This is a genomic window from Candidatus Moraniibacteriota bacterium (assembly GCA_016699795.1).
In the GTDB taxonomy this organism is placed as follows: Bacteria; Patescibacteriota; Minisyncoccia; order Moranbacterales.
This window is the reverse complement of the sequence record CP065011.1, coordinates 405385-425390: the sequence shown is the minus strand read 5'-3', so window position 1 is coordinate 425390 and position 20006 is coordinate 405385. Positions and strand designations below refer to the sequence as shown.

At 36.8% G+C, this 20006-nt stretch carries 17 protein-coding genes; all 17 read left to right on the top strand.

Translation table 11 applies throughout. The features are described from left to right. Positions 1-156: 156 nt before the first annotated feature. The 17 genes from IPN70_02055 (at position 157) to IPN70_01975 (ending at position 19766) form a co-directional block, all read left to right on the top strand. On the top strand, positions 157-1827 hold the full coding sequence (locus IPN70_02055) for a DNA cytosine methyltransferase (protein ID QQS61692.1): 1671 nt from the start codon (positions 157-159) through the stop codon (positions 1825-1827). 10 nt (positions 1828-1837) lie between these two features. Then, on the top strand, positions 1838-3214 hold the full coding sequence (locus tag IPN70_02050) for a hypothetical protein (protein QQS61691.1): 1377 nt from the start codon (positions 1838-1840) through the stop codon (positions 3212-3214). A 5-nt stretch (positions 3215-3219) separates the two neighbouring features. After that, a complete protein-coding gene (locus IPN70_02045) occupies positions 3220-5193 on the top strand; it encodes a DEAD/DEAH box helicase (protein ID QQS61690.1) in 1974 nt (657 codons plus the stop codon). Next, positions 5174-6148: a DUF3883 domain-containing protein gene (locus IPN70_02040; protein QQS61689.1), complete on the top strand. Its 975-nt coding sequence runs from the start codon at positions 5174-5176 to the stop codon at positions 6146-6148. Before IPN70_02045 ends, IPN70_02040 begins: the two co-directional genes overlap by 20 nt. Positions 6149-6169: 21 nt before the next feature. After that, the gene (locus tag IPN70_02035; protein QQS61688.1) at positions 6170-6574 is read left to right on the top strand and encodes a hypothetical protein; all 405 of its coding nucleotides are present in this window, start codon (positions 6170-6172) and stop codon (positions 6572-6574) included. 307 nt (positions 6575-6881) lie between these two features. Continuing rightward, positions 6882-8180 carry a hypothetical protein gene (locus IPN70_02030; GenBank protein QQS61687.1) on the top strand — a complete coding sequence of 433 codons (1299 nt, stop codon included), beginning with the start codon at positions 6882-6884 and terminating at the stop codon, positions 8178-8180. 151 nt (positions 8181-8331) lie between these two features. Beyond that, positions 8332-9474 carry a hypothetical protein gene (locus IPN70_02025; protein QQS61686.1) on the top strand — a complete coding sequence of 381 codons (1143 nt, stop codon included), beginning with the start codon at positions 8332-8334 and terminating at the stop codon, positions 9472-9474. Positions 9475-9609: 135 nt separating this feature from the next. Further along, the gene (gene typA / locus IPN70_02020; protein QQS61685.1) at positions 9610-11400 is read left to right on the top strand and encodes a translational GTPase TypA; all 1791 of its coding nucleotides are present in this window, start codon (positions 9610-9612) and stop codon (positions 11398-11400) included. Between the two features lie 533 nt (positions 11401-11933). Continuing rightward, positions 11934-12707 (top strand): exodeoxyribonuclease III, encoded by a 774-nt coding sequence (gene xth, locus IPN70_02015; protein ID QQS61843.1) that lies wholly within the window; start codon positions 11934-11936, stop codon positions 12705-12707. Between the two features lie 25 nt (positions 12708-12732). Then, positions 12733-14010, top strand: a complete 1278-nt coding sequence (locus tag IPN70_02010) for an O-antigen ligase family protein (GenBank protein ID QQS61684.1) — start codon at positions 12733-12735, stop codon at positions 14008-14010. A 150-nt stretch (positions 14011-14160) separates the two neighbouring features. After that, a complete protein-coding gene (locus tag IPN70_02005; protein ID QQS61683.1) occupies positions 14161-14535 on the top strand; it encodes a hypothetical protein in 375 nt (124 codons plus the stop codon). A gap of 14 nt (positions 14536-14549) precedes the next feature. Continuing rightward, positions 14550-15218 (top strand): hypothetical protein, encoded by a 669-nt coding sequence (locus IPN70_02000; GenBank protein QQS61682.1) that lies wholly within the window; start codon positions 14550-14552, stop codon positions 15216-15218. A 41-nt stretch (positions 15219-15259) separates the two neighbouring features. Continuing rightward, positions 15260-16354: a glycosyltransferase gene (locus IPN70_01995; GenBank protein ID QQS61681.1), complete on the top strand. Its 1095-nt coding sequence runs from the start codon at positions 15260-15262 to the stop codon at positions 16352-16354. Between the two features lie 407 nt (positions 16355-16761). After that, positions 16762-17340 (top strand): hypothetical protein, encoded by a 579-nt coding sequence (locus tag IPN70_01990; GenBank protein QQS61680.1) that lies wholly within the window; start codon positions 16762-16764, stop codon positions 17338-17340. A gap of 5 nt (positions 17341-17345) precedes the next feature. After that, the gene (locus tag IPN70_01985) at positions 17346-17624 is read left to right on the top strand and encodes an STAS-like domain-containing protein (GenBank protein ID QQS61679.1); all 279 of its coding nucleotides are present in this window, start codon (positions 17346-17348) and stop codon (positions 17622-17624) included. A gap of 510 nt (positions 17625-18134) precedes the next feature. Then, positions 18135-19310: a hypothetical protein gene (locus IPN70_01980; protein ID QQS61678.1), complete on the top strand. Its 1176-nt coding sequence runs from the start codon at positions 18135-18137 to the stop codon at positions 19308-19310. A gap of 111 nt (positions 19311-19421) precedes the next feature. Then, positions 19422-19766, top strand: coding sequence for a four helix bundle protein (locus IPN70_01975; protein QQS61677.1), 345 nt, complete (start codon positions 19422-19424; stop codon positions 19764-19766). Positions 19767-20006 lie beyond the last annotated feature (240 nt).

Genomic DNA, 20006 nt, shown 5'->3' with positions numbered 1-20006 from the left:
TTACTTTATGGTCCTTTGCCGATAGAATGAAGGAAGAAATAAAGACAAAAAACGATGCTGTTGTTTAAAAGTTGATCCAAAATGAAATAACTGTTAGACTGGTATTGGAATAGGTCGCAGTTAATTTTGGATAAATTTAATCATACATCTTGCATTATGAAAAACAAAAAGATTAGAGTAATTGATTTCTTTTGCGGTGCTGGCGGATTCTCCGAAGGATTCAGACAGCAAGGATTTGATGTGATAATGGGAGTTGATAATTGGCAGCCTGCTATCGATACGCATAACCTAAATCACGGCCTAAAAGATACCACAAAAAACGTCCTGGATTTTTGGGGTAAATCTTCCGGGGATGTTTCTGAAATCAACAAGTTGCCTCCGGCAGAAGTATTGATTGGCAGTCCGTCCTGTGTTTCGTTTTCTATGTCGAATAAGGCCGGCAAGGCTGACAAAACCCATGGTATAAGGTTGATTGAAGCATATTTGAGGGTTGTGGCCGTGAAAAAACACGAGGCTGACTCTACGCTAAAGGCGTGGTATATGGAAAATGTTCCACAATCTCGAACACACGTGAAAATCAAATACAGTTTCAAAGATCTGAACCTTGGTAAATGGTCGTTGACAATCGGTAAAAAACCTGATGATATAGCGGTGACTACGAATGGGGGATTTTTCAACTCAAAGGACTTTGGCGCTCCGCAAGGCAGGGAAAGGTTTGTGGCAGGCGAATGGGTTAAGACAAACGAATTCTTAAGACCTGAAAGCGCGAAAAAGATCAATATCAAATTACAAGAAATAAAGAAAAACATACCAAAGCCTAATGATAAAAACAAAAAAAACAAATGGACGGATCCTAATTATCCTAGCATAACTTTGGAGGCAGAAAAGATATCCGATCACTTTTATGATTCTGGCATTTACAAACTTGAATGGGAAAAAGCTGAATATTTAAAGACGAATCATCCTTTTATGGGAAAGATGTCATTCCCTGAGAACGAAGACAGGCCTAGCAGGACCATACTAGCTACAAAGTCTGCAAGTTCACGGGAAGCTCTAATTTATAAGTCGGAATACAACAGGAAGGGCGACGGGGAATACAGGGCGCCTACTATAAGGGAAATCGCTTGTCTTATGGGATTTCCTTATGTGTACCAATTTGTAGGTTCCGAGGGTATCAAGTGGAAACAAGTAGGAAACGCCGTTTGCCCCCATATGGGGAATTCATTAGCCAAAACTATCAGGAAAAAAATGGGATTGGGAGAGATCAGTCACGATAAAATCGATTTTTCGGAACTTTCTGAAAATTACAAGAAGGTGAACAATCTGAATACATTTACAGAAAACAAGTTTGACAATCCGCGCAAAAGAAATAAAAACGCTCTTTTCCGTAGACATCCATTGAAGTTAGGAAACATGACAGTTGATCTTATGAACTATCATCCTGACAGAAAAGATGAAAGCATCGCCAAATCGTGGCATGTGGGCGTATTTTTCGGTACAGGAGATGACCATAAGGTAAAGATATTGGATGAAAAGAGCTTGCCAATTATAGAAAAAATTCTTGACGAAAATCTGTCTTGTTCCAATGAGTACAAAAAATCTATAAAAAACATCGCCACAAAAAAGGATTTGCAAAAGGCATACGAGGATGACTTATTCCTCAGCAATAAGAATAATCCAGTATTGATAGTCAAGGGGATGGCAGACTCAATCAATTTATATGATAACTATTTCAAGTACATTGAGACCAACGGTTTTTTTCCAAAAGAAACCGTTCCTCTCGCCCAAATCATGGCTATGTATGGTTTATTAAAATTGGTTTATTAATATTAAGCATATGGAAAAAGAAAACCGCATTAAAAAGATAGGTGAAGTATCAAAACTGGAACCGTTCAGTAAGCAGGAAATCCCTTGGAAGGAGAAACTGGAATTGATGCCAGTGTTTAAAATCCCCTTGGCATACCTGGTTTACAATAAATATAACGGGCGAATATTGAGCAGAACAAAATCTCTTGAAAGCCAGAAGCATGAGATTGATGTGGAAAGCGAAGACGGCAGACGCCGTATCGAAAAATTACTTTGGGAGTCAAAGCCTGACCGGAATAAGAAAACTGAAGAAAGTATAGAGAAATATGGTCAAGAAAAAGTTGGAATCATCACACGGGATGGAATAGTTATAGATGGGAACAGAAGAGTCATGCTCTTGAACAAGCTGAAAAAAGATTATTTTAAGGCAGTGGTTTTGCCCGTCACATTGGAAGAAGACCCCTTGGAAATCGAAAAACTCGAAACATTGTACCAGATGGGCGAAGATGAAAAGCTGGGTTATAATCCTGTTGAAAAATATCTAAAAGCCAAAGGACTCCATCAAAGGAAGGTTAGTGTGGACAAAATAGCCAATTGGATGGGTGAAAGCGAAACTACTGTAAAGGAATATTTGGAGGTGATGAAAATAATGGATGACTACCTGCAATACTTGCAATATGATGGAATATATACCCAATTGGACGGAAGAGAGGATCAATTCATAAATCTTACAAAATGGATAAAAAAATTCGAAAACGTCTCAAGAGGGAGTGCGGACGCTTTTGATGGATACAAATCCAGTGACGTCGATGATCTGAAAATGATTTCTTTTGATTACATCCGTGCAAGGTACGAAGGCAAAAAATTTAGGAATATAGCTTACGGGCGAAAAGAAAGTCACTTTTTCGGTGATGAAAAGATATGGAAAGATTTCAGGGATTTCCATTTCGAACATGTGGATCCAATAAGTGACGAAGAAGAAAAAATTGATTATGATTCGGAAAACCTTGAGGCACATTTGGATGCAAGGGATGATAAGTTTACCAAAGAATCAGCCAAATTTCTTAATGAAAACATAGATACGCATTACCAATGGCTCCGTAATCGCCAAGCAGCCGATGAGCCGGCCAAGCTCATTAATTCCGCAAAGAGAGCGATTGAGTCCATCGACCAAAAACACAAAGCTTTTGCTGAACCAGAAGTCATGAATGAGGTTCTGGAATTGAACAAAATGACGACGGATATGTTGATTAAGACATCTCCTGAAAGTTTGCTTGATCACATCATTTATTTGCTTGCAAAAGTAAACTTAAATAAAAAGGGAAAGCAACCGGAGAAATCGCTCCTCGACAAGGTAACCCTTATAAACAAAACTACTTTTGATATGAAGAAGGAACTTGGCGGATAATATTTATGGGTAATATCGAAATCCATTTGGATGAGGAAAATTTGAGGTATGTGATAAGCGGTGACATAAGTAGCATCTTGACCAACAGGAGGCTTCTGTTTTCTTTTAGGCGACTGCACTATGCATTGAAGGAAGACTTGTTGTCCGTACCTTTTGAAGATGGGAGAAAAATAGATGTGTTGGGGGAAATAAACGAACTTTTTGAAAAATTCGGCATAAAGGAGAGCATGTCCGATGAGACTCAAAAATCAGTAGACAGTTATCATCGTGAGCAGAAGAACTTCGATGTATTTTCACAAAAAGCTAGGAAGATAAGGAACAATGAATTCAAAGACAATCCGGAACTTGTTTCTGATTTTGATCACTTTCAGTCGGTTGTTAAAAGGGAATTAACTAGAAAGCTATACCCCTTGCAATTGTTATCGGCGTACCACATGGCTTTTGCACAAAATGCTTGTAACTTTGCAGTTCCCGGTGCCGGCAAAACCTCAATTGTATATGGAGCCTACGCATATTTAAAAAACTTACCAAAAGAAGATCCTAAGCATGTAGATAAGCTTATGGTAATCAGCCCCCTGTCTGCTTTTGCGCCTTGGGAAAATGAGTACGAAGAGTGTTTTGGCAAAAAAGCCCAAGTGCAAAGACTTTCTGGGGATAGCAGTATATCAAGAAGCCATAAGGAGCAGCATCTGTATTCGGGCAATCCCTGTGAAATAACCCTTATATTTCATGGCGGCGTTGACGGCCTACAGCATGAAATTGTCGATTTCTTAAAGAAGCACAAGACTATGTTGGTCGTAGATGAAGCGCATAGGATAAAAAATCCTGAAGGCGTGTGGGGCAAGAGCGTCATCAACATCGCGAAAGAAGCAAAGTCGAAGGTAGTTTTAACGGGTACTCCCGTTCCAAACGGATATGAAGACCTGTATAATTTGTATCAGTTTATATATCCCTTTAAGTTCAAAGATATATTAAAATTTCATTATGGCAATCTGGTTGATATGACTAAAAATAGCGAGCCTGACAGCGAGCGAGTAAAAAAATTCACTGCTAACATATCGCCATACTTCATTAGAATAAAAAAGTCTGACCTGAAACTCCCCCCGGTAAAAGAAACGATTATCCATGTAGAAATGGGAAAAGAACAAAGGAAAATTTATGATTTCATTGAAACGAAGTACATCAAATCATTCCAAAAAAGTAACTCGGCAACCATAAAGGACATCTTGAATAAGGCTAAATTGATAAGGTTGCGGCAAGCCTCGACCAACCCCTCTTTACTCATGAAGCCAATTAAGGAAACCCTGGAAAGCGATGATTTTGACGGTAGGACTTTTTCTGGAAATAAAATGCCGGATGAGTTTCAGGATGATTCTGAAATACTATCAAAAATAAGTCTGTATATGAAATCGGAGACACCGAGTAAATTTTCCAGCATATTGGATTTGTTGAAGGAAAAGATTAAACAAAACGAGAAAATTTTGGTTTGGACCATATTTGTGCAAAACGCGAAGCAATTTAAGGATTTATTATCTAAACAAGGAATAAATTCCGAGCTTCTTATCGGGGAGACGGGGCAGGTGGAGCGTGAGAATATCATCAAAAAATTTAATGACCCACTCAATACTGAGTTTCGGGTAGTTATCGCCAATCCTTTCGCCGTCGCTGAATCCATCTCTTTGCATAAAGGATGTCATAACGCCGTATACATGGAAAGGGATTATAATTGCTCTAATTTCTTACAGTCCAAAGATAGGATACATCGGGTCGGCTTGCCTGCTGACCAGGAAACCAATTATTATTACATATTATCCGAGGATTCGATTGACGAGGTTATTGATCGGCAACTCCACATTAAGGTTGAACGGATGGAAAAAATAATAGACGAGGATATCCCTCTGTTTTCCAGAATTGATGATTCGGATGAAACGGACTTAATCAAAGCTTTATTGGATAATTATGCTAAAAGAACTCAGTAAATATGAAAACCTCGGTACTCCGAAATTATTTTGGGAATTATTCAACCAATTTGATGCACGCAAGGGAAGATGGAATACTGTTGGCATTGATGAATATTTACGTAACCGTCTGATTGATGGCCGGACTGTATTTGACGGTTGTGTCCCGTTCCTTGAGGCAATCAACATAATCAATATTGCAAAAAATGGGGCGATAATTATCGGCGATTCCTTTTTGGCAAATTTAAAAAGCGAAGAGTATCTGCGTATTAAAATATTGAAAAAAGCGTTTTCCGAATTGGAAAAAGACTCTGCTTTTAAAGAAATATTCATTCCTGAAAATTTTTCGTACGATGTGGTTCATAGAAATATACAGATAAAGAATTCTGCCTTTCGTTTGAAATATTCGAAATTCAAGCAATTGCTCATTGATTTCAATTTTTTGATTCCTAGTTTAGACATCAATGCCAGTAAGTTGGTTGTTAATGGTGAATATAGGGATATTTTCGATTCGTCTGTGCTACCAAGCCTAAAAAGAAGAAAGTTGACGGCAGAAGATTTATATCGACAGCTTGAAGAAAACAGGATTAACGGTGAGTTGGCGGAAAATTTTGTGTTAGGGTTCGAGAGGTTGAGATTGGGCGAACAGAAAAGTCCAGAAATTGAAAAAATATCCGATTATGATGTTTCTGCCGGATATGACATAGTTTCATTTGAATCGGTAGTTTCAAGTACTCCGGATAGATTTATAGAAGTTAAAAGCTATATAGGGGAACCTACTTTTTTTTGGACAAGAAATGAAATTGATGTTGCTAAAGTGAAGAATGGAGAATACTTTATCTACTTGGTAGACAGAAATGGAATGGCTCGGACTGGTTACCACCCGATAATCATCAAAAACCCGTACAGGAATGTCCTTAATGATAAAAAGTGGAACAAGATAGCGGAGAAATATTTTATTTATAAGCCCAATTAAAAAGGCGGCATCTTTTCTAAAATGAATGACATCATCAACAATATAGCAAATAAAGATCGCGCCATAGGCTGGATTGTCTCTCAGATGTATTGCTGTGCCAAAGAAGAAAAATGGTATCCGGCAATTGCTTCGTTATTTATGCTTCTGGAACAAGTTTTGCGGTGGGCTACAGATTCAAAAGACGAAGACACCTTGAATGTTATAATCAATAAGGCCAAAAAGGACAGTTTGATTGCTGAGAGTGAAGCGGAAACATTGCATAGGGTTCGAGAGTATCGAAACATGTATATGCATTCAAATTTCCACGAGAACCAGTTCGAAATAGATGGCTTGTTGTATCCGGTTAACGACGAAGAGACTGCCGAGGCAATTTTCAATAGCATCTGTACTCCATGTCTCAACATCATCCTCAAACTAATGGTCTAAACAGGGGATTTACAGGAGACTCCTTCCATGAATTCGGTCCTAACCGCATGGACAAGCCAGCTCAAAATTTCAAAAAGCTCCCCATTCATTAGGGGAGTTTTTTGTTTTGTGGTAGGGAGAATTGAACTCGGTGGCAGTGAGCTAGAAAAAGCTCAGTAGAGATTTTTTACAGCAAATGCCAATAAATGCGGATGAACATTTGGCGTTGCCGCGAGTAAGGAGTAAATGAATGACGGCGAACGAGTGATGCGATAAATTCTCCCTATCCACTCAAAATTATAATTAAATAGTGTGTTAATATTGAAATATGAAAGATAATAACCTTGTAGCTTTTATTTATTCTCAAATGATGAATATCTTCATTCTTGCTGTGATGATTAGTTTTTTAGTATTTATTTTTTTGAATAGTAATCAGCCAATAAAGATTCAAGGTGACGGTGTTTTTTATTATAGCTGGCTTCGGTCGGCTGTTTTTGATCATGATTTGGATTTTCACAATGAATTGGAATATTTCGCACAGCAAGATTTTTATAGTGAAAAATTTGTCAAAGAAAATATCTTAACTTCAAATGGAAAAACTCCAAATCCATATGCATATGGTACTGCGATTCTCTGGGCGCCATTTTTTTTGGTGGGTGATCTATTGACTGTTATTTTTGATTTTTCACGAAATGGGTACTCCTTCTTCTATGTTTTTATGATTAATTTTGGAACATGGTTGTTCGGAACTCTTGCTCTGTTTTTTATTTTTAAATCATGCTTATTGGTTTTACATGATAAAGAAAAAACAGATAACGAATATACTGTTCTTGTACTTCTTGGTGTCTGGTTATCAACGCCATTTCTTTATTATCAACTGTTGGCACCTTCAATGTCCCATATTCCATCATTATTCTTATCTAGTATGTTGTTTTATTTATCTTTAAAATTTTTCTACTTAAAGGATGTGAATCCTTGGTTCTTCATGCTGGTTATATTTTTGTTGTGTGCTACGCGTTGGCAAAATATTCTGATAGTCTTGGCAGTTGCTCCATTGTTTGTGCCAGCCTTTATAATAAAAAAGGAAGAAATTTCCAATAGTATTAAACATTTTTTGATTTTCATATTGCCATTAATACTGTTTGTTGTTTGTCAGATGTTGGTTTGGGAAAATGTTTATGGAAAATATTTGTTAATTCCGCAAGGACATAATTTTGTTCGCCCAGAATTTCATGGTTTGTATGTTTTATTTTCTAGTAATAGGGGACTGTTCTCTTGGTCACCTTTTCTTTTATTGGTGTTTTTTGGAATGTATTACCTATGGCTAAAATCAAGAAGGGTGGCAATTGTTGTAATTTTAGCATTTATTTTTACATGGATAATTAATGGCTCGCTTAGTGATCTTGGTGGTGGAGATGCCTTTGGCGCTAGAAGATTTTTGGAAATATTGCCATTCTTGATTATGCCAATAGTGTTCCTGGGGGAAAAATTTAAAAAGTATCATATGGTGATGTTCTTGATCGTGGGCTTCTTTGTGTTGATAAATTTATTTCTGATTAACAGTTACAGGCTAGGATTGATTCCGAGAAGTGGTGAATTTGATTTACTGAAACTTATCACGCAATAATCCAAATAATTTAAATGTCAGATGCTATGGTGACTAAGTCAAAAAAATTTTGTTTAAGCCATGTTTTTTGTGTATCCGCAATGTGTAATCGAACTGTGTTATACTATCAGTGTAAATTGTAAGAATTAATAGCGTTGTTTACAAAAATTATATGGAAACTTTATCTATACTTGAGTTCATAAAAAAAAGTATCGAGGAAGGTCAAGGAAAATCACACATTAAAGAAAAACTTTTAGCGGTTGGTTGGACTGATGATGAAATAGACGCTCTTTATGCAGATGCTTTGAAGGATCTCGGAGTTCCCCTCCCTTTGGAGCGACTTTCGGGACGGAAAAAAATTGGAGTTGCTTTAGAAGTTGTTTTGAATTTATTTTCTTTTGTTCTCCTCGGTATTGTCATTACTGGAGTGGGCATTCTTTACTACGAAGTAATTGATAAATATTTTCCAGATCCAGCAGCTTTTTATGGATATGGTTCTTCAGTAGCGACTCAGGCTATTCATTATGCTATTTCAGCACTTATTATAACCTTTCCTCTTTTCTTTTTTACTATTTTTTTTCGCTTTCGAAAATTTCGACAGCAAGAAGTGAAAAGAGAAATAATGGCTATAAAATGGATAACATACGGAGTTTTGTTTATTTGTTTAATAATACTTGTAGGTGATCTCATAGCCCTTCTTTATACCTTTCTTCAAGGAGAAATGAGTGTGAGGTTTTTCTTAAAGGCTTGTGTTATTTTGCTGATTTCGGGGACTGTTTTTGGATGGTATTTTTTTGAAAGAAGAGAAATTCAGTACAAAAAACCTATTTCAAAAAGAGTTTTTCAAGCTTTTGCTTGGAGTTCTTCCTTCGGTATTTTTCTAGGAATCCTCTTTGGCTTTTTGATTTCAGGCTCTCCTCAAATGGCGAGGACACGAGCATTTGATACACAACGATCTCAGCATTTATCTCAAATCGCTTCTTGTGTAGAGAATTTTGCTTCACAATATCAAAGACTTCCGAAAAGTATAGAAGAAATCCAAAAATCTACGTATTATTGTATAGAAGAGGGCAATCAATTTGATCCTGAGAAGAATATTCCTTACGAATATCGTATTATAACGGAGGCAAGAACCGTAGGGACTGTTCGTGAAGGAGAATTTGAGCTTTGTGCTCAATTTAGTCTTGAATCTAGTAGTGAGAATAAAGAATACCCTTCTTATTATGATGTAAATACAAAGTGGAGTACTCACAAAGCTGGAAAAGAATGTGACCGTGTGAATGTCGTACTTTCTCGTACGGATAATGAAAAATAACACAGTAAAGAAAAATATCCCTTCCCACCCTGTTTGTTATAATTGACGAATAGGGCAAAATGGGTGTATTTTGAAAAGGCGTCGCAAGAGGCGACGTTTTTTTGTTTAGAATTATAGTTTTTATATAGAATTTTTATGGAAATACGAAACATTGCCATTATCGCTCACGTCGATCATGGAAAAACAACCCTTACAGACGCTATTATGCGTCAGACAGGGGCGGTAGGAGATGATGAGTCTATGGATTCCAATGCACTTGAACAAGAGCGAGGAATTACTATTTATGCGAAAAACACAACTGTTTTTTATCGAGATACAAAAATCAATATTGTAGACACACCAGGACATGCTGATTTTGGAAGTGAGGTTGAGCGAGTACTTCGATCTATCGACTCCGTTGTTTTGGTAGTAGACGCTCAAGAAGGACCTATGCCTCAAACTCGATTTGTTTTGAAAAAATCTCTTGAATTAGGTCTTAAACCACTTGTTGTGATAAATAAAATTGATAAACCAGCTGCTCAACCAGACATTGTATATGAGCAAGTTTTCGAACTTTTCTTAGATCTTGGCGCAACGGATGAACAATTAGATTTTACAACGATATATGCGATTGGCCGTGAAGGAATTGCCAAAGAACATCTCGATGATGATTCTAAAGATCTTTCTCCGCTTTTGGATATGATCCTTCTTCGTGTTTCTCCAGCAAAAAGTGAATCCGAAAAACCTCTTTTGTTTCAACCGTTTAATCTTGGATACGATGACTTTCTTGGCCGTCTTGCTATAGGAAGAGTTTACGAGGGGATTATTCGAGCAGGACAATCACTCACACTCAAGAGACTTGATGGAAAAAGTGAAACAGGACGAATTACAAAATTGTTTACTTTCAATGGAACACGACGCCAAGAATCCGACCAGGCTATTGCTGGTGATATTGTTATGGTAGCGGGATTTTCTTCTATTGATATAGGAGAAACTCTTTGTGAATCTACTACTCAAGAGGCATTACCAGCTATTACTGTAGATGAGCCAACTATCTCCCTCCGGTTTCTTGTAAATGATTCTCCTTTTTCTGGAAAAGAAGGAAAATTCGTTACAAATCAACAAATTCGAGAACGCCTCAAAAAAGAACTAGAAGTAAATGTTGGCTTGAGAATAGATTTTTCTTCTGCAGAATACGCTATGGTCTATGGAAGAGGAGAGCTTCATATTGCGATACTTCTCGAGAATATGAGGAGAGAGAATTATGAAATACAAGTCTCTCAACCCCATGTTATTATCAAGGAAGAAGAAGGAAAAAAACTAGAACCATTCGAAGAGGTGACCATAGATGTACCAAGTATATATTCTGGAGCAGTTATTGAAAGATTGGGAAAGCGAAAAGGAACAATGGTAAATATGCAACCACATGGTGATCAAGTTCGTCTTATTTTTGAAATTCCCACAAGAGGACTTTTGGGTTATCGAGGGCAATTTATTGTAGATACCAAAGGAGAAGGTATTTTATGTTCACGAGTTATTGGTTTTCGGGAATATGCAGGTCCAATTTCGAAGCGGGAAACGGGCTCTATGATTTCTGGAGAAACAGGAAAAGCTCTTGGATACGCATTATTTAATCTGCAAGGTCGAGGAATTCTTTATATAGGAGCAAGCACGGATGTGTACGAAGGACAAGTTATAGGAAATACTTCCAAAGGGGATGATATGACAGTAAATCCTATAAAGGGAAAACATCTTACGAATATGCGTTCTAGTGGAAATGATGATGCTATTACTCTCGTACCACCATTTGAGCTTTCCATAGAACGTGGATTGGAAGTTATGTCTGATGATGAATATCTCGAAGTGACGCCAAAATCAGTAAGGCTTCGTAAGCAATACTTAAGCGAGACTAATCGAGTGAAAGCTAAAAGAAAACAGTCTTCATAAGAAAGATTGCTTTGAAGTATAATTTATTTATTTTAAAGCAAGAGAATATATTAAAAAGACAAACAATAGTAAGAAAGATGACTTCTATAACTTAATGGAAGTCTTCTTTTTTATGGGAAATACATAGAATAAATAAAAAGATATTCTATAAAAAGGTATTCTATAAAAAGATATGCGAAATTTTCAAAATTTTATTTCAGCACTTTTTAGAGAAAGCCAAAATTTTCTAGACTTTATACGGAGATTTATTTTAGAAAGAACGAGGAAGGCTAGTCGTAATTATCATAGAGATAGAATAGACGTTTATACAAAATGATAATAAAAAGCAAAGGATGTAATACGAAATACGAAAAAGAGTGGTTTTGATTGAAGAATTTTGTTAGAATAGATTTTGAGAGAGGTATCTTTAAAAATTTATGGTAAAGAAGAAATCCTACTTACTTATTTTTTTGATGTGAGATGAAAATGATAGTCCGGAATGAGCCTCAGAGAATCTAAAACTTTTAATTTTTTGTTTTATGAAAAAGAAAAATATTTCTTTGATTTCTTGGAATGTGAATGGTCTTCGTGCTGCGGGAAAAAAAGGATTCTTACAATGGTTAGAGAAGGGGGGATATGATATGGTAGCGCTTCAAGAAACAAAAATCTCAGATCCTGAACAACTTACAGGAGAGTTGAGAAATCCTGATGGGTATTTTTCTTATTTTCATTGTGCCAAAGAGAAGAAAGGATATAGCGGTGTGGCAATATACACCAAAGAAGAGCCCCGTGCAGTGAGAACTTTTTTTCAAGAATTTCCTCTTCTTTCGACAGAAGGTCGTGTTATGGAAATGGAATTTGAAAAATTTATACTGTTTTCAGTTTATTTTCCCAATGGAGGAGGGGGAGCTGAAAGACTTCGTTACAAATTAGCCTTTTATGAAGAATTTCTTGAATATATAAAAAAACTTACAAAAGAAGGAAAAAATGTTATTTTTTGTGGCGATGTGAATACTGCTCATAATGAAATAGACCTTGCTAGACCCAAAGAAAATGAAAAAAATACCGGTTTTTTACGAATAGAAAGGGATTGGATGGATAAACTTACTTTGGCAGGATTTTGTGATACCTTTCGATTCCTTCATACTAAAGAGATCGCGTATTCGTGGTGGGACCTCAAAACGAGAGCTCGAGAAAGGAATGTTGGGTGGCGATTGGATTATTTTTTTGTTAATGAGTCGCTCAGGGATCATATAAAAGAAGTAGCTATTCTTGGGGATGTGTACGGTTCTGATCATTGCCCTGTTAGCTTGAGCCTTTCTTTATAAGGGATTTCGATACTTTAATCTTTTTATGAAAGGAAAAATAAGAAATTTTTTTTGGTACGCTTTTGTTTTTACTTTACCATTCCAGACGGTTTGGATACTCCGAGATGTATATATTGAGGGTGAAAAATGGGAATATGCCAGTATTCTTTTTTATGCCAGTGATTTTTTTCTTTTGGGATTTTTGACATTTTTCTTTTTGCAGATACCAAGACAAAAGTATGGTATTTTTTTGAAAGATGGCGTGGTAGTGAGTCTTTTGGGAATGGTGATTTTTTCTCTTTTCTCCTGCTTTTGGGCTCTTGATTTTTCGATAGCCTTGTTCTTTACGTGGAAACTCTTTCTTTCTCTCGGGCTTTTTATAAGTGTTCGATATGGAGATCTTTCTTTTTCAAAAACATATAAAACCTTTTTAGTAGCTTTGAGTATTCATATTTTCCTTGGACTTATTCAATGGACAACGCAACATTCTCCGGAAATAACTTTTTTGGGTTTATCGGAATATGAATCTTGGAAGCCAGGCGTTTCTGTGTTGAAAGATGAATCTGGCCGATGGCTTAGAAGTTATGGAGGATTTTCTCACCCCAATATATTCGGGGGAATTATGGCGATCATATCGTTAGCCTCTATGTGTCTTGTGTTAGGAAAAGAAAAAAAATACAATATATTGTGGTTTTTTCTTCCATTTTCTCTCTGGGGACTTATTTTTTCATTTTCTCGAACGACATGGATAGGTTTCTTTTTTGGATGGCTATTTGTTATGGGGGGTATTATTTTCTGGAAAGAATATAAGAAATTTCTTTTTCGATGGATGTTCATTTCTTTTATTGTAGTGTGTTCACTTGGTATTTTTTTCTTTCCCGTTCGAGAATTATTTTTTAATCGTTTTCCTGTAGAAACTTTAGCTCAAGAAAAATCTTTTGTAGAAAGACAAGAACTTTTTTTGCAATCCAAAGAACTTATTCAAAAAAATATTTGGGGTGTGGGAGCTGGAAATTTTACAATGTGGACGAAAGAGCATGTATTCCATAAAGATTCTTACATTGCTCAATTTCAGCCAGTGCATAATGTCTTTCTTCTTGTTTTTTCTGAATTGGGAATAGTAGGTTTTTTATTCTTTCTTATGCTGATAGGGTTTTTGTTTCGAGAAGGTATAAAAAGACGATTGCTTTTTTCTTTGGGAATTTTTTGCACGATACTTCCTTTTCTTTTTCTGGATCATTGGATATGGACATCTCATTTTGGTATTTTCTTCTCGTTTGCTCTCATAGGATTTTTCTTTAGAAGTAGAGAAGAAAAGGTTTAGTATCAAATCTTTATGTTTCCCTTTACGAAGATTGATAAAAATTTTCTGACGAAAGAAGCGTAGTAATGACCCTATTGAAAAATATTTTGTATGTTTTATTTTTTCTGGTATACTTGGATCAAGAGTAAATACCATAAAATTTTTATTTTTATGAATTTTTTTAGAAAACAAAAAGAAGAAAGAGTTATACGACCCTCTTTGGATAGTGTCGTTGGGAAGCGAAATGCATTTATTTCTCCAACTGTGCTTCTTTCAAAAATATCTACCGTCCCATTCTTCGAGAGGAATAAAAAATTGCTTTTGGGAAGTTTTTTCCTTATAGCTGTTTCAGCTTTTACTTTGACATTTTTCTATTACGCTGAAACTATAAAGGCAGCAACTTTTTCTTGGTTACAAAGCTCATGGTCACAACAATCGACCGATACGGCACAGCATCCAGGAAGTCAAACAGGATGGGCAAGTTATGAATCTTCCACAGGAATTACAGCAGGAAGTGATATCCGACTTATTCGTGAAGATCTTTAAAGAATTCTATGTGTATGAGAAGAAAAATAGTTTTTCTTTCTATTATAATAATTTGTCTTTTGGCTTCTGGTGTATATTTTAGCTATTTTCTTTTTCGTGAAGTAAAAGAGAATTTTTTCTCTTCAGAAAAGGAAAAAACAGCACAAGAAGAACCTCAGAAAACAGAAGAGGAAATACTTATTCCTGAAGGACTCTCGCCTGAAGAGCAAGAAAAGATGAGAAAGGATATAGAGAAGATGAAACAAGAAACAGAAAGAATTGAAAAAGAAAATAAGGAACCTCTGAAGGAAATCGAAAATGGTTTCGTAGGAAGTTTTGAAGTTACGGGTTATATTGAACGAAAGAAAGTTCCTTGCGAACCGCAAGGAATGTGTCAGGGTGAATTGGAATACATTGCTTTTGTTCCAAAAAAGGCAAAGGAGGATGCTGTAGAACGATTTTTAGAAAAGAATACGTCTTTAGGTATTGGTTGTTATTTAGAACAACAGAAAGGCATATTTTCACAGAATTATGGAGATGGTGGTGCTGTAGAAAATCAAATAACGGGCGAAACGCTAGAAAAGCTTTTGGCAAGTTCTGAAGGGGATCTCCTTACGATAAAACTTACTAAGCCAAAGCTTACTTGGGAGGGAATAAGACCTTCTTGTTATAGCGATTTTAGAAATGTTGAGTTGGCTCAGTAGAGAAATATTTTGAAAAAAATCAAAAAATAAAACACACGAGTATGAAAATTGCTTTCGTTACGAATAAATACTATCCAAATCCTCGTGGATCATCTGGAGGTTTAGAAAGTTTGCGATTTGAACTCATGAAACAAGGTCATGTAGTTTTCGTACTTGCTTCGCATCGGGGAAAGAGTCTTGGTCGGGAAGAGGGAGTTTTCCGATATCGAGTGACAGAAATTTTTGGAAAGAGGCTTGTGTGGAATTCGCATCAGATTATACAAGATCTTGATTCTTTGAATGTAGATATCGTGCATACGCAACAGTATGATGGTCTTGGAAAAATTGCGAGAGAATGGGCAAAGAAAAGGGGAGTTCCTTGGATTCAAACAGTTTCAGATACGATCTCTGTAGAAAAATCACGCCTTGTAAAAGAATTACCCAATACGACAATAGTTCCAACAGAAATTATCGGAGAAATGCTTCGAAAGGCAACATCATTAAATCAGAAAATAGTAGTGCTTCCTACGGGAGTAGTTCCTGAATTTTTTTTAGATCCCAATGGATCAGCTGTTCGAAAAAAATGGGATATACCAAGTGATGCCAAAGTACTTTTGTCAGTTTCTCGTGTGACGCAAGAGAAGAATTCACAGTTTCTTTTTCAATCACTCACATCTTTGATCAAAAGAAGAGAAAATGTATACCTTCTTTGTGTTGGTGGAGGAAATCTTGTAGATTTTTTTCGAACAGAAGTTGTGGCGAGAGGTTTAGGAAATCGAGTATTTTTTGCTGAAGAAGTACCAAAATATGATATGAAACATTATTATGCTTGCGCTGATGTTTTTGTGTATGTTTCCAAAGAAGACTTCCGCGCTGTTGTTGTGGAAGAAGCGATGTACGCAGGGCTTCCTGTGGTAGCTGTTTCTTCTGGTGGTGCACAAGAAAGGATTATTGATCAGGTAACAGGATTTCTCGCTTCTGATGCCAAAGAAAGTAGTGAATTTTCTGATGCTGTAGAACATCTTTTAGATAATGAAGAAAAAGCAAAATCTTTTGGAAAAGCCGGTCATTTATATGCCGAAGAACATTACAAAAGTTCTTTATGTGCAAAATCACTTGTGGAAGTGTACGAAAAAAGTTGTTTGTATCGGGGTTAAATCTTTCTTTTTTTGCGAATGAGTTTTATTTCTTCCTGTTTTTTCGACCGACGATTCTTCGAGGAATGGAGACTCGATCCGCCTTTGGCGGAAAACTCTCCAGATTTCCTTTTCGTTGTTCGGATTCCTCCCCCTTAGAAAAAGGGGGATTGAGGGGGATTTTTTTCCGTCTTTGTGAGCATAGCGAAGTAATCCAGAAATTCAGATGGACCGCCACGTCGCGGACTCCTCGCGAAAACGGAAGGAAAAAATATCCTTTTGGATTTGCAGATTATCTTTAAATACCGTAAGGGTGCGTGTTTTAGGAATGGTAAAAAATTAAAAATTAAAGACATGCTTTTTTGGATTTTTTAATTAAAAAATAAAGTATGGTTGTTATTTTTTTTCTTCTTTGCTAAGATAAAAAAATGAAATTTTCTCTCCAAAAAAGTATAGATGAATTTTCTCGATCTGAATGTATTCCGAAGGATATTTCTCCGGATTGGCATTGCGAAACACGAGACGTTTTTCAGGCAAGATTAGAGAGAATGTCAGGAGAACTTATCCGCTTGGGCGTTCCCGAAGAAAGGGCTTATCTTTTTTCTGCGCTGGCCGGAGAAATTGGAAATAATTCTTTTGATCATAATGCTGGGAATTGGAAGGATGTTCCAGGAGTTTTATTTGGATATGAAAAAGATACGGAAGGAAAAGTCTCTCTTTTTCTTTCTGATAGAGGAAGAGGTGTCTTAGAAACACTTCACAAAGTGGACGCTACATTACTTCTTGATCGAGATGCCCTTGAAGTAGCTTTTACAAAAAAAATATCTGGACGGGCTCCTGAAAACAGAGGAAATGGTCTCAAATTTGTAAAAAATGTAGTAGAAGAAATGGATATTTTTTTAGATTTTTTTTCTGGAAATGCACACCTTTATCTTTGTAAAGGGGAAATGCGTATACTAGAAAATAAGGAAAAAATTTGTGGATGTCTTGCTTTTATCTATGAATAAAATGTATGAAAATAGAGCTTAAAAAATTTGGTGAAATGCTCGTTTCTCGTCCTGCGGGGAAAGAAGCTTATTTAGTTTTGGCTGCCTATACTCTTCCTGAAATTAAAAAGAATGAAAAAGTAGAAATTGATTTTTCTGGTGTGAAAGTTTTGACACCCTCTTGGGCTGATGAGGTTCTCACTCCTTTAAGGAAACAATTTCCTTCTTCAATATTTGTGTCTACGATTAATCCTACAGTACAAATGACACTCAAAACGTTGGAAGAATACTCTTTTAAGAAATAATGATTAGAAATCTCTAAACTGCTCTTTGGAATTGGATTTTATTCCACAGGGACAATCTAGCCCGGACTTCTTTCCGTCTTTGCGAAGCCGTGCTCAGTCGTGGCAAATCAGTCCGATCCGCATGGACCGCCACGATTTCTCGAAGACTCGAAATCTCGCGGAGACGGAAAAAGAGTCATTGCGAGGAGAAGTCTTCGAGTGAAGTGGCAATCCAGAGCTAATTCCTCCCCCTTAGAAAAAGGGGGATTGAGGGGGATTTTCTTTGTATGAAATTCTTTTGTGAAATCAATACAAATCCCTCCCCCTCGAAGACTCGGGTACTCCCTTTTGGCAAAGGGAGAGAAGAAAGAGAGAAAGACTCGGTAATCCCTTTTCCTCAGGGAGAAAAGACAGAAAAAAGTGTGAATAAAACTCCCATTTCACAAAAAACACAAAACATCCTATACTAAAAAAAGAAAAAAGATTATTTCACAAACAAAAAAAAGAACATTTATTATACAATAAAATAGTATGATGTTTACGAAAAAAAATACTCCCCCCAAACTACAAAGAACTCTTGATGGAATACGAAAAGAAAAAAACAATACTTATTCTATAAAAGAAAAAAAAGAAATCTCTCTTTCTTCTTTTTTTTCTTTCCTCTCCAAAAAAAGAAAACTCACTTCTACTTTCCTCTTAACCATTCTTATCTTAGGAGGAGTCTCTTTTTTCTTTTCAAAAAATATAAAAGGAGCAACGTATGGATGGATTCAAAGTAGTTGGATAGGAGGAGTAACAGCAAATACTGCCACACATACTAACAATCAAGAAAACTGGACGGAGTATGCTTCCAAAGATGCAAATATCCAAGCAGATGCAAGTGGTGTAACGATTACGGGGACGCAGAATAGCTGGATACAAACAAGCGATGTGGATTTTAATGCAGGAACGAAAAATAAAGTATTTACCTTCGGAACAGGAACGAATGCGGATATAAAACTCCTTAAGCCTCCCGGAGCAACGTGTTCGACCAATACTGAATGTTTTACACCATCTGTATGTTCAACAACATGTCTTTATTCGTGTAGTAGTGTTTCTTCCGGAGTTCCTTGCGGATTTCAAGGAATAATTTATAGTCCTATTACCGCCAAAGACGGAAAAGTATGGCTCGACAGAAATCTCGGTGCAACACGCGTAGCTACAGCATTCAATGATTCGCAATCTTACGGACATTATTATCAGTGGGGAAGAGGAACTGATGGACATCAACTTACAACTAGTACCACAACAGGAACGCTTTCTTCTTTGGATACTCCTGGACATGGACAATTTATTCTTGCTCCCAGTTCTCCTTATGATTGGAGAAGTCCACAAAACAATACTCTCTGGCAAGGAGTCGATGGTACAAATAATCCATGCCCTCCAGGTTTCCGCCTTCCTACTCAACCAGAATGGAGTGTTCTTGTTTCGGCAGAAGGAATTACTGATAGCGCTACCGCGTACGCGAGTACTTTAAAATTATCCGTCGCGGGCTACCGGCACCGCTCCAGTGGCGGTTTCGGCAATCAGGGGAGTTACGGGTTCTATTGGTCGAGTAGTGTAAGTGGTACGCTTGCGTTGAACCTCTACTTCAACTCTGGGAGTGTGAATCCCGCCAATTCCTACGACCGCGCTAACGGGTTACCGGTTCGGTGCCTTAAGAATTGATTTCTGCTTTGACTCCCCTGCATTTTGGGCGGGGTTCCGCCGGAGGCGGAATTTGAGTTTTTCCCCTTTTCCTTCAGAAAATATTTTTCATTCATTTTTTTCAAAAAATATATGGCAACGTACGATAATCTTCCGGTATATAAAGCGAGCTATGATTTACTTCTGGAACTTTTTCTTGTTGTGAATAATTTTTCTCGGGATTATCGTTTTACTCTGGGTGAGCATATAAAAAACGAAACGATTACGATGATGATGTGTATTTATCGTGCCAATAAAGATCGATTAGAAAGAAAAAAGAATATTAGTTTAGCTCGAGAACGCGTTGAAAATATTCGCGTTTTATTGCGAATACTAAAAGATCTTCGTCAAATAGGCCTCAAAAAATTTGTTGTTTTGCAAGAATCCATAGAATTGGTTTCCAAACAACTTACCGGATGGGAGGCTAGCTGTACCTAACGATATGCTCTTTGTATGTGGGCGAGAGCCGTCTTTTGCTACGTGTGAAAGCGGGAGTGCCCTTAATCAATTCAATACCCCTCTTATAAAGAGGTTTCTTTATAAGGAATTTCTTCCATTTTTTTTGGAAGTTTTGTGTGATGTTACGACAATGCACAAGAAGTGGAGTGGGTATTCTTTCGTCGCGGGCAACCGGAACAACTCCAATGGCAGTTTCAACAATCAGGGGAGTAACGGGAA

Coding starts and splice junctions, on each gene's coding strand:
- IPN70_02055 (QQS61692.1), top strand. CDS start 157: ATGAAAAACAAAAAGATTAGAGTAATTGATTTCTTTTGCGGTGCTGGC.
- IPN70_02050 (QQS61691.1), top strand. CDS start 1,838: ATGGAAAAAGAAAACCGCATTAAAAAGATAGGTGAAGTATCAAAACTG.
- IPN70_02045 (QQS61690.1), top strand. CDS start 3,220: ATGGGTAATATCGAAATCCATTTGGATGAGGAAAATTTGAGGTATGTG.
- IPN70_02040 (QQS61689.1), top strand. CDS start 5,174: ATGCTAAAAGAACTCAGTAAATATGAAAACCTCGGTACTCCGAAATTA.
- IPN70_02035 (QQS61688.1), top strand. CDS start 6,170: ATGAATGACATCATCAACAATATAGCAAATAAAGATCGCGCCATAGGC.
- IPN70_02030 (QQS61687.1), top strand. CDS start 6,882: ATGAAAGATAATAACCTTGTAGCTTTTATTTATTCTCAAATGATGAAT.
- IPN70_02025 (QQS61686.1), top strand. CDS start 8,332: ATGGAAACTTTATCTATACTTGAGTTCATAAAAAAAAGTATCGAGGAA.
- typA (QQS61685.1), top strand. CDS start 9,610: ATGGAAATACGAAACATTGCCATTATCGCTCACGTCGATCATGGAAAA.
- IPN70_02010 (QQS61684.1), top strand. CDS start 12,733: ATGAAAGGAAAAATAAGAAATTTTTTTTGGTACGCTTTTGTTTTTACT.
- IPN70_02005 (QQS61683.1), top strand. CDS start 14,161: ATGAATTTTTTTAGAAAACAAAAAGAAGAAAGAGTTATACGACCCTCT.
- IPN70_02000 (QQS61682.1), top strand. CDS start 14,550: ATGAGAAGAAAAATAGTTTTTCTTTCTATTATAATAATTTGTCTTTTG.
- IPN70_01995 (QQS61681.1), top strand. CDS start 15,260: ATGAAAATTGCTTTCGTTACGAATAAATACTATCCAAATCCTCGTGGA.
- IPN70_01990 (QQS61680.1), top strand. CDS start 16,762: ATGAAATTTTCTCTCCAAAAAAGTATAGATGAATTTTCTCGATCTGAA.
- IPN70_01985 (QQS61679.1), top strand. CDS start 17,346: ATGAAAATAGAGCTTAAAAAATTTGGTGAAATGCTCGTTTCTCGTCCT.
- IPN70_01980 (QQS61678.1), top strand. CDS start 18,135: ATGATGTTTACGAAAAAAAATACTCCCCCCAAACTACAAAGAACTCTT.
- IPN70_01975 (QQS61677.1), top strand. CDS start 19,422: ATGGCAACGTACGATAATCTTCCGGTATATAAAGCGAGCTATGATTTA.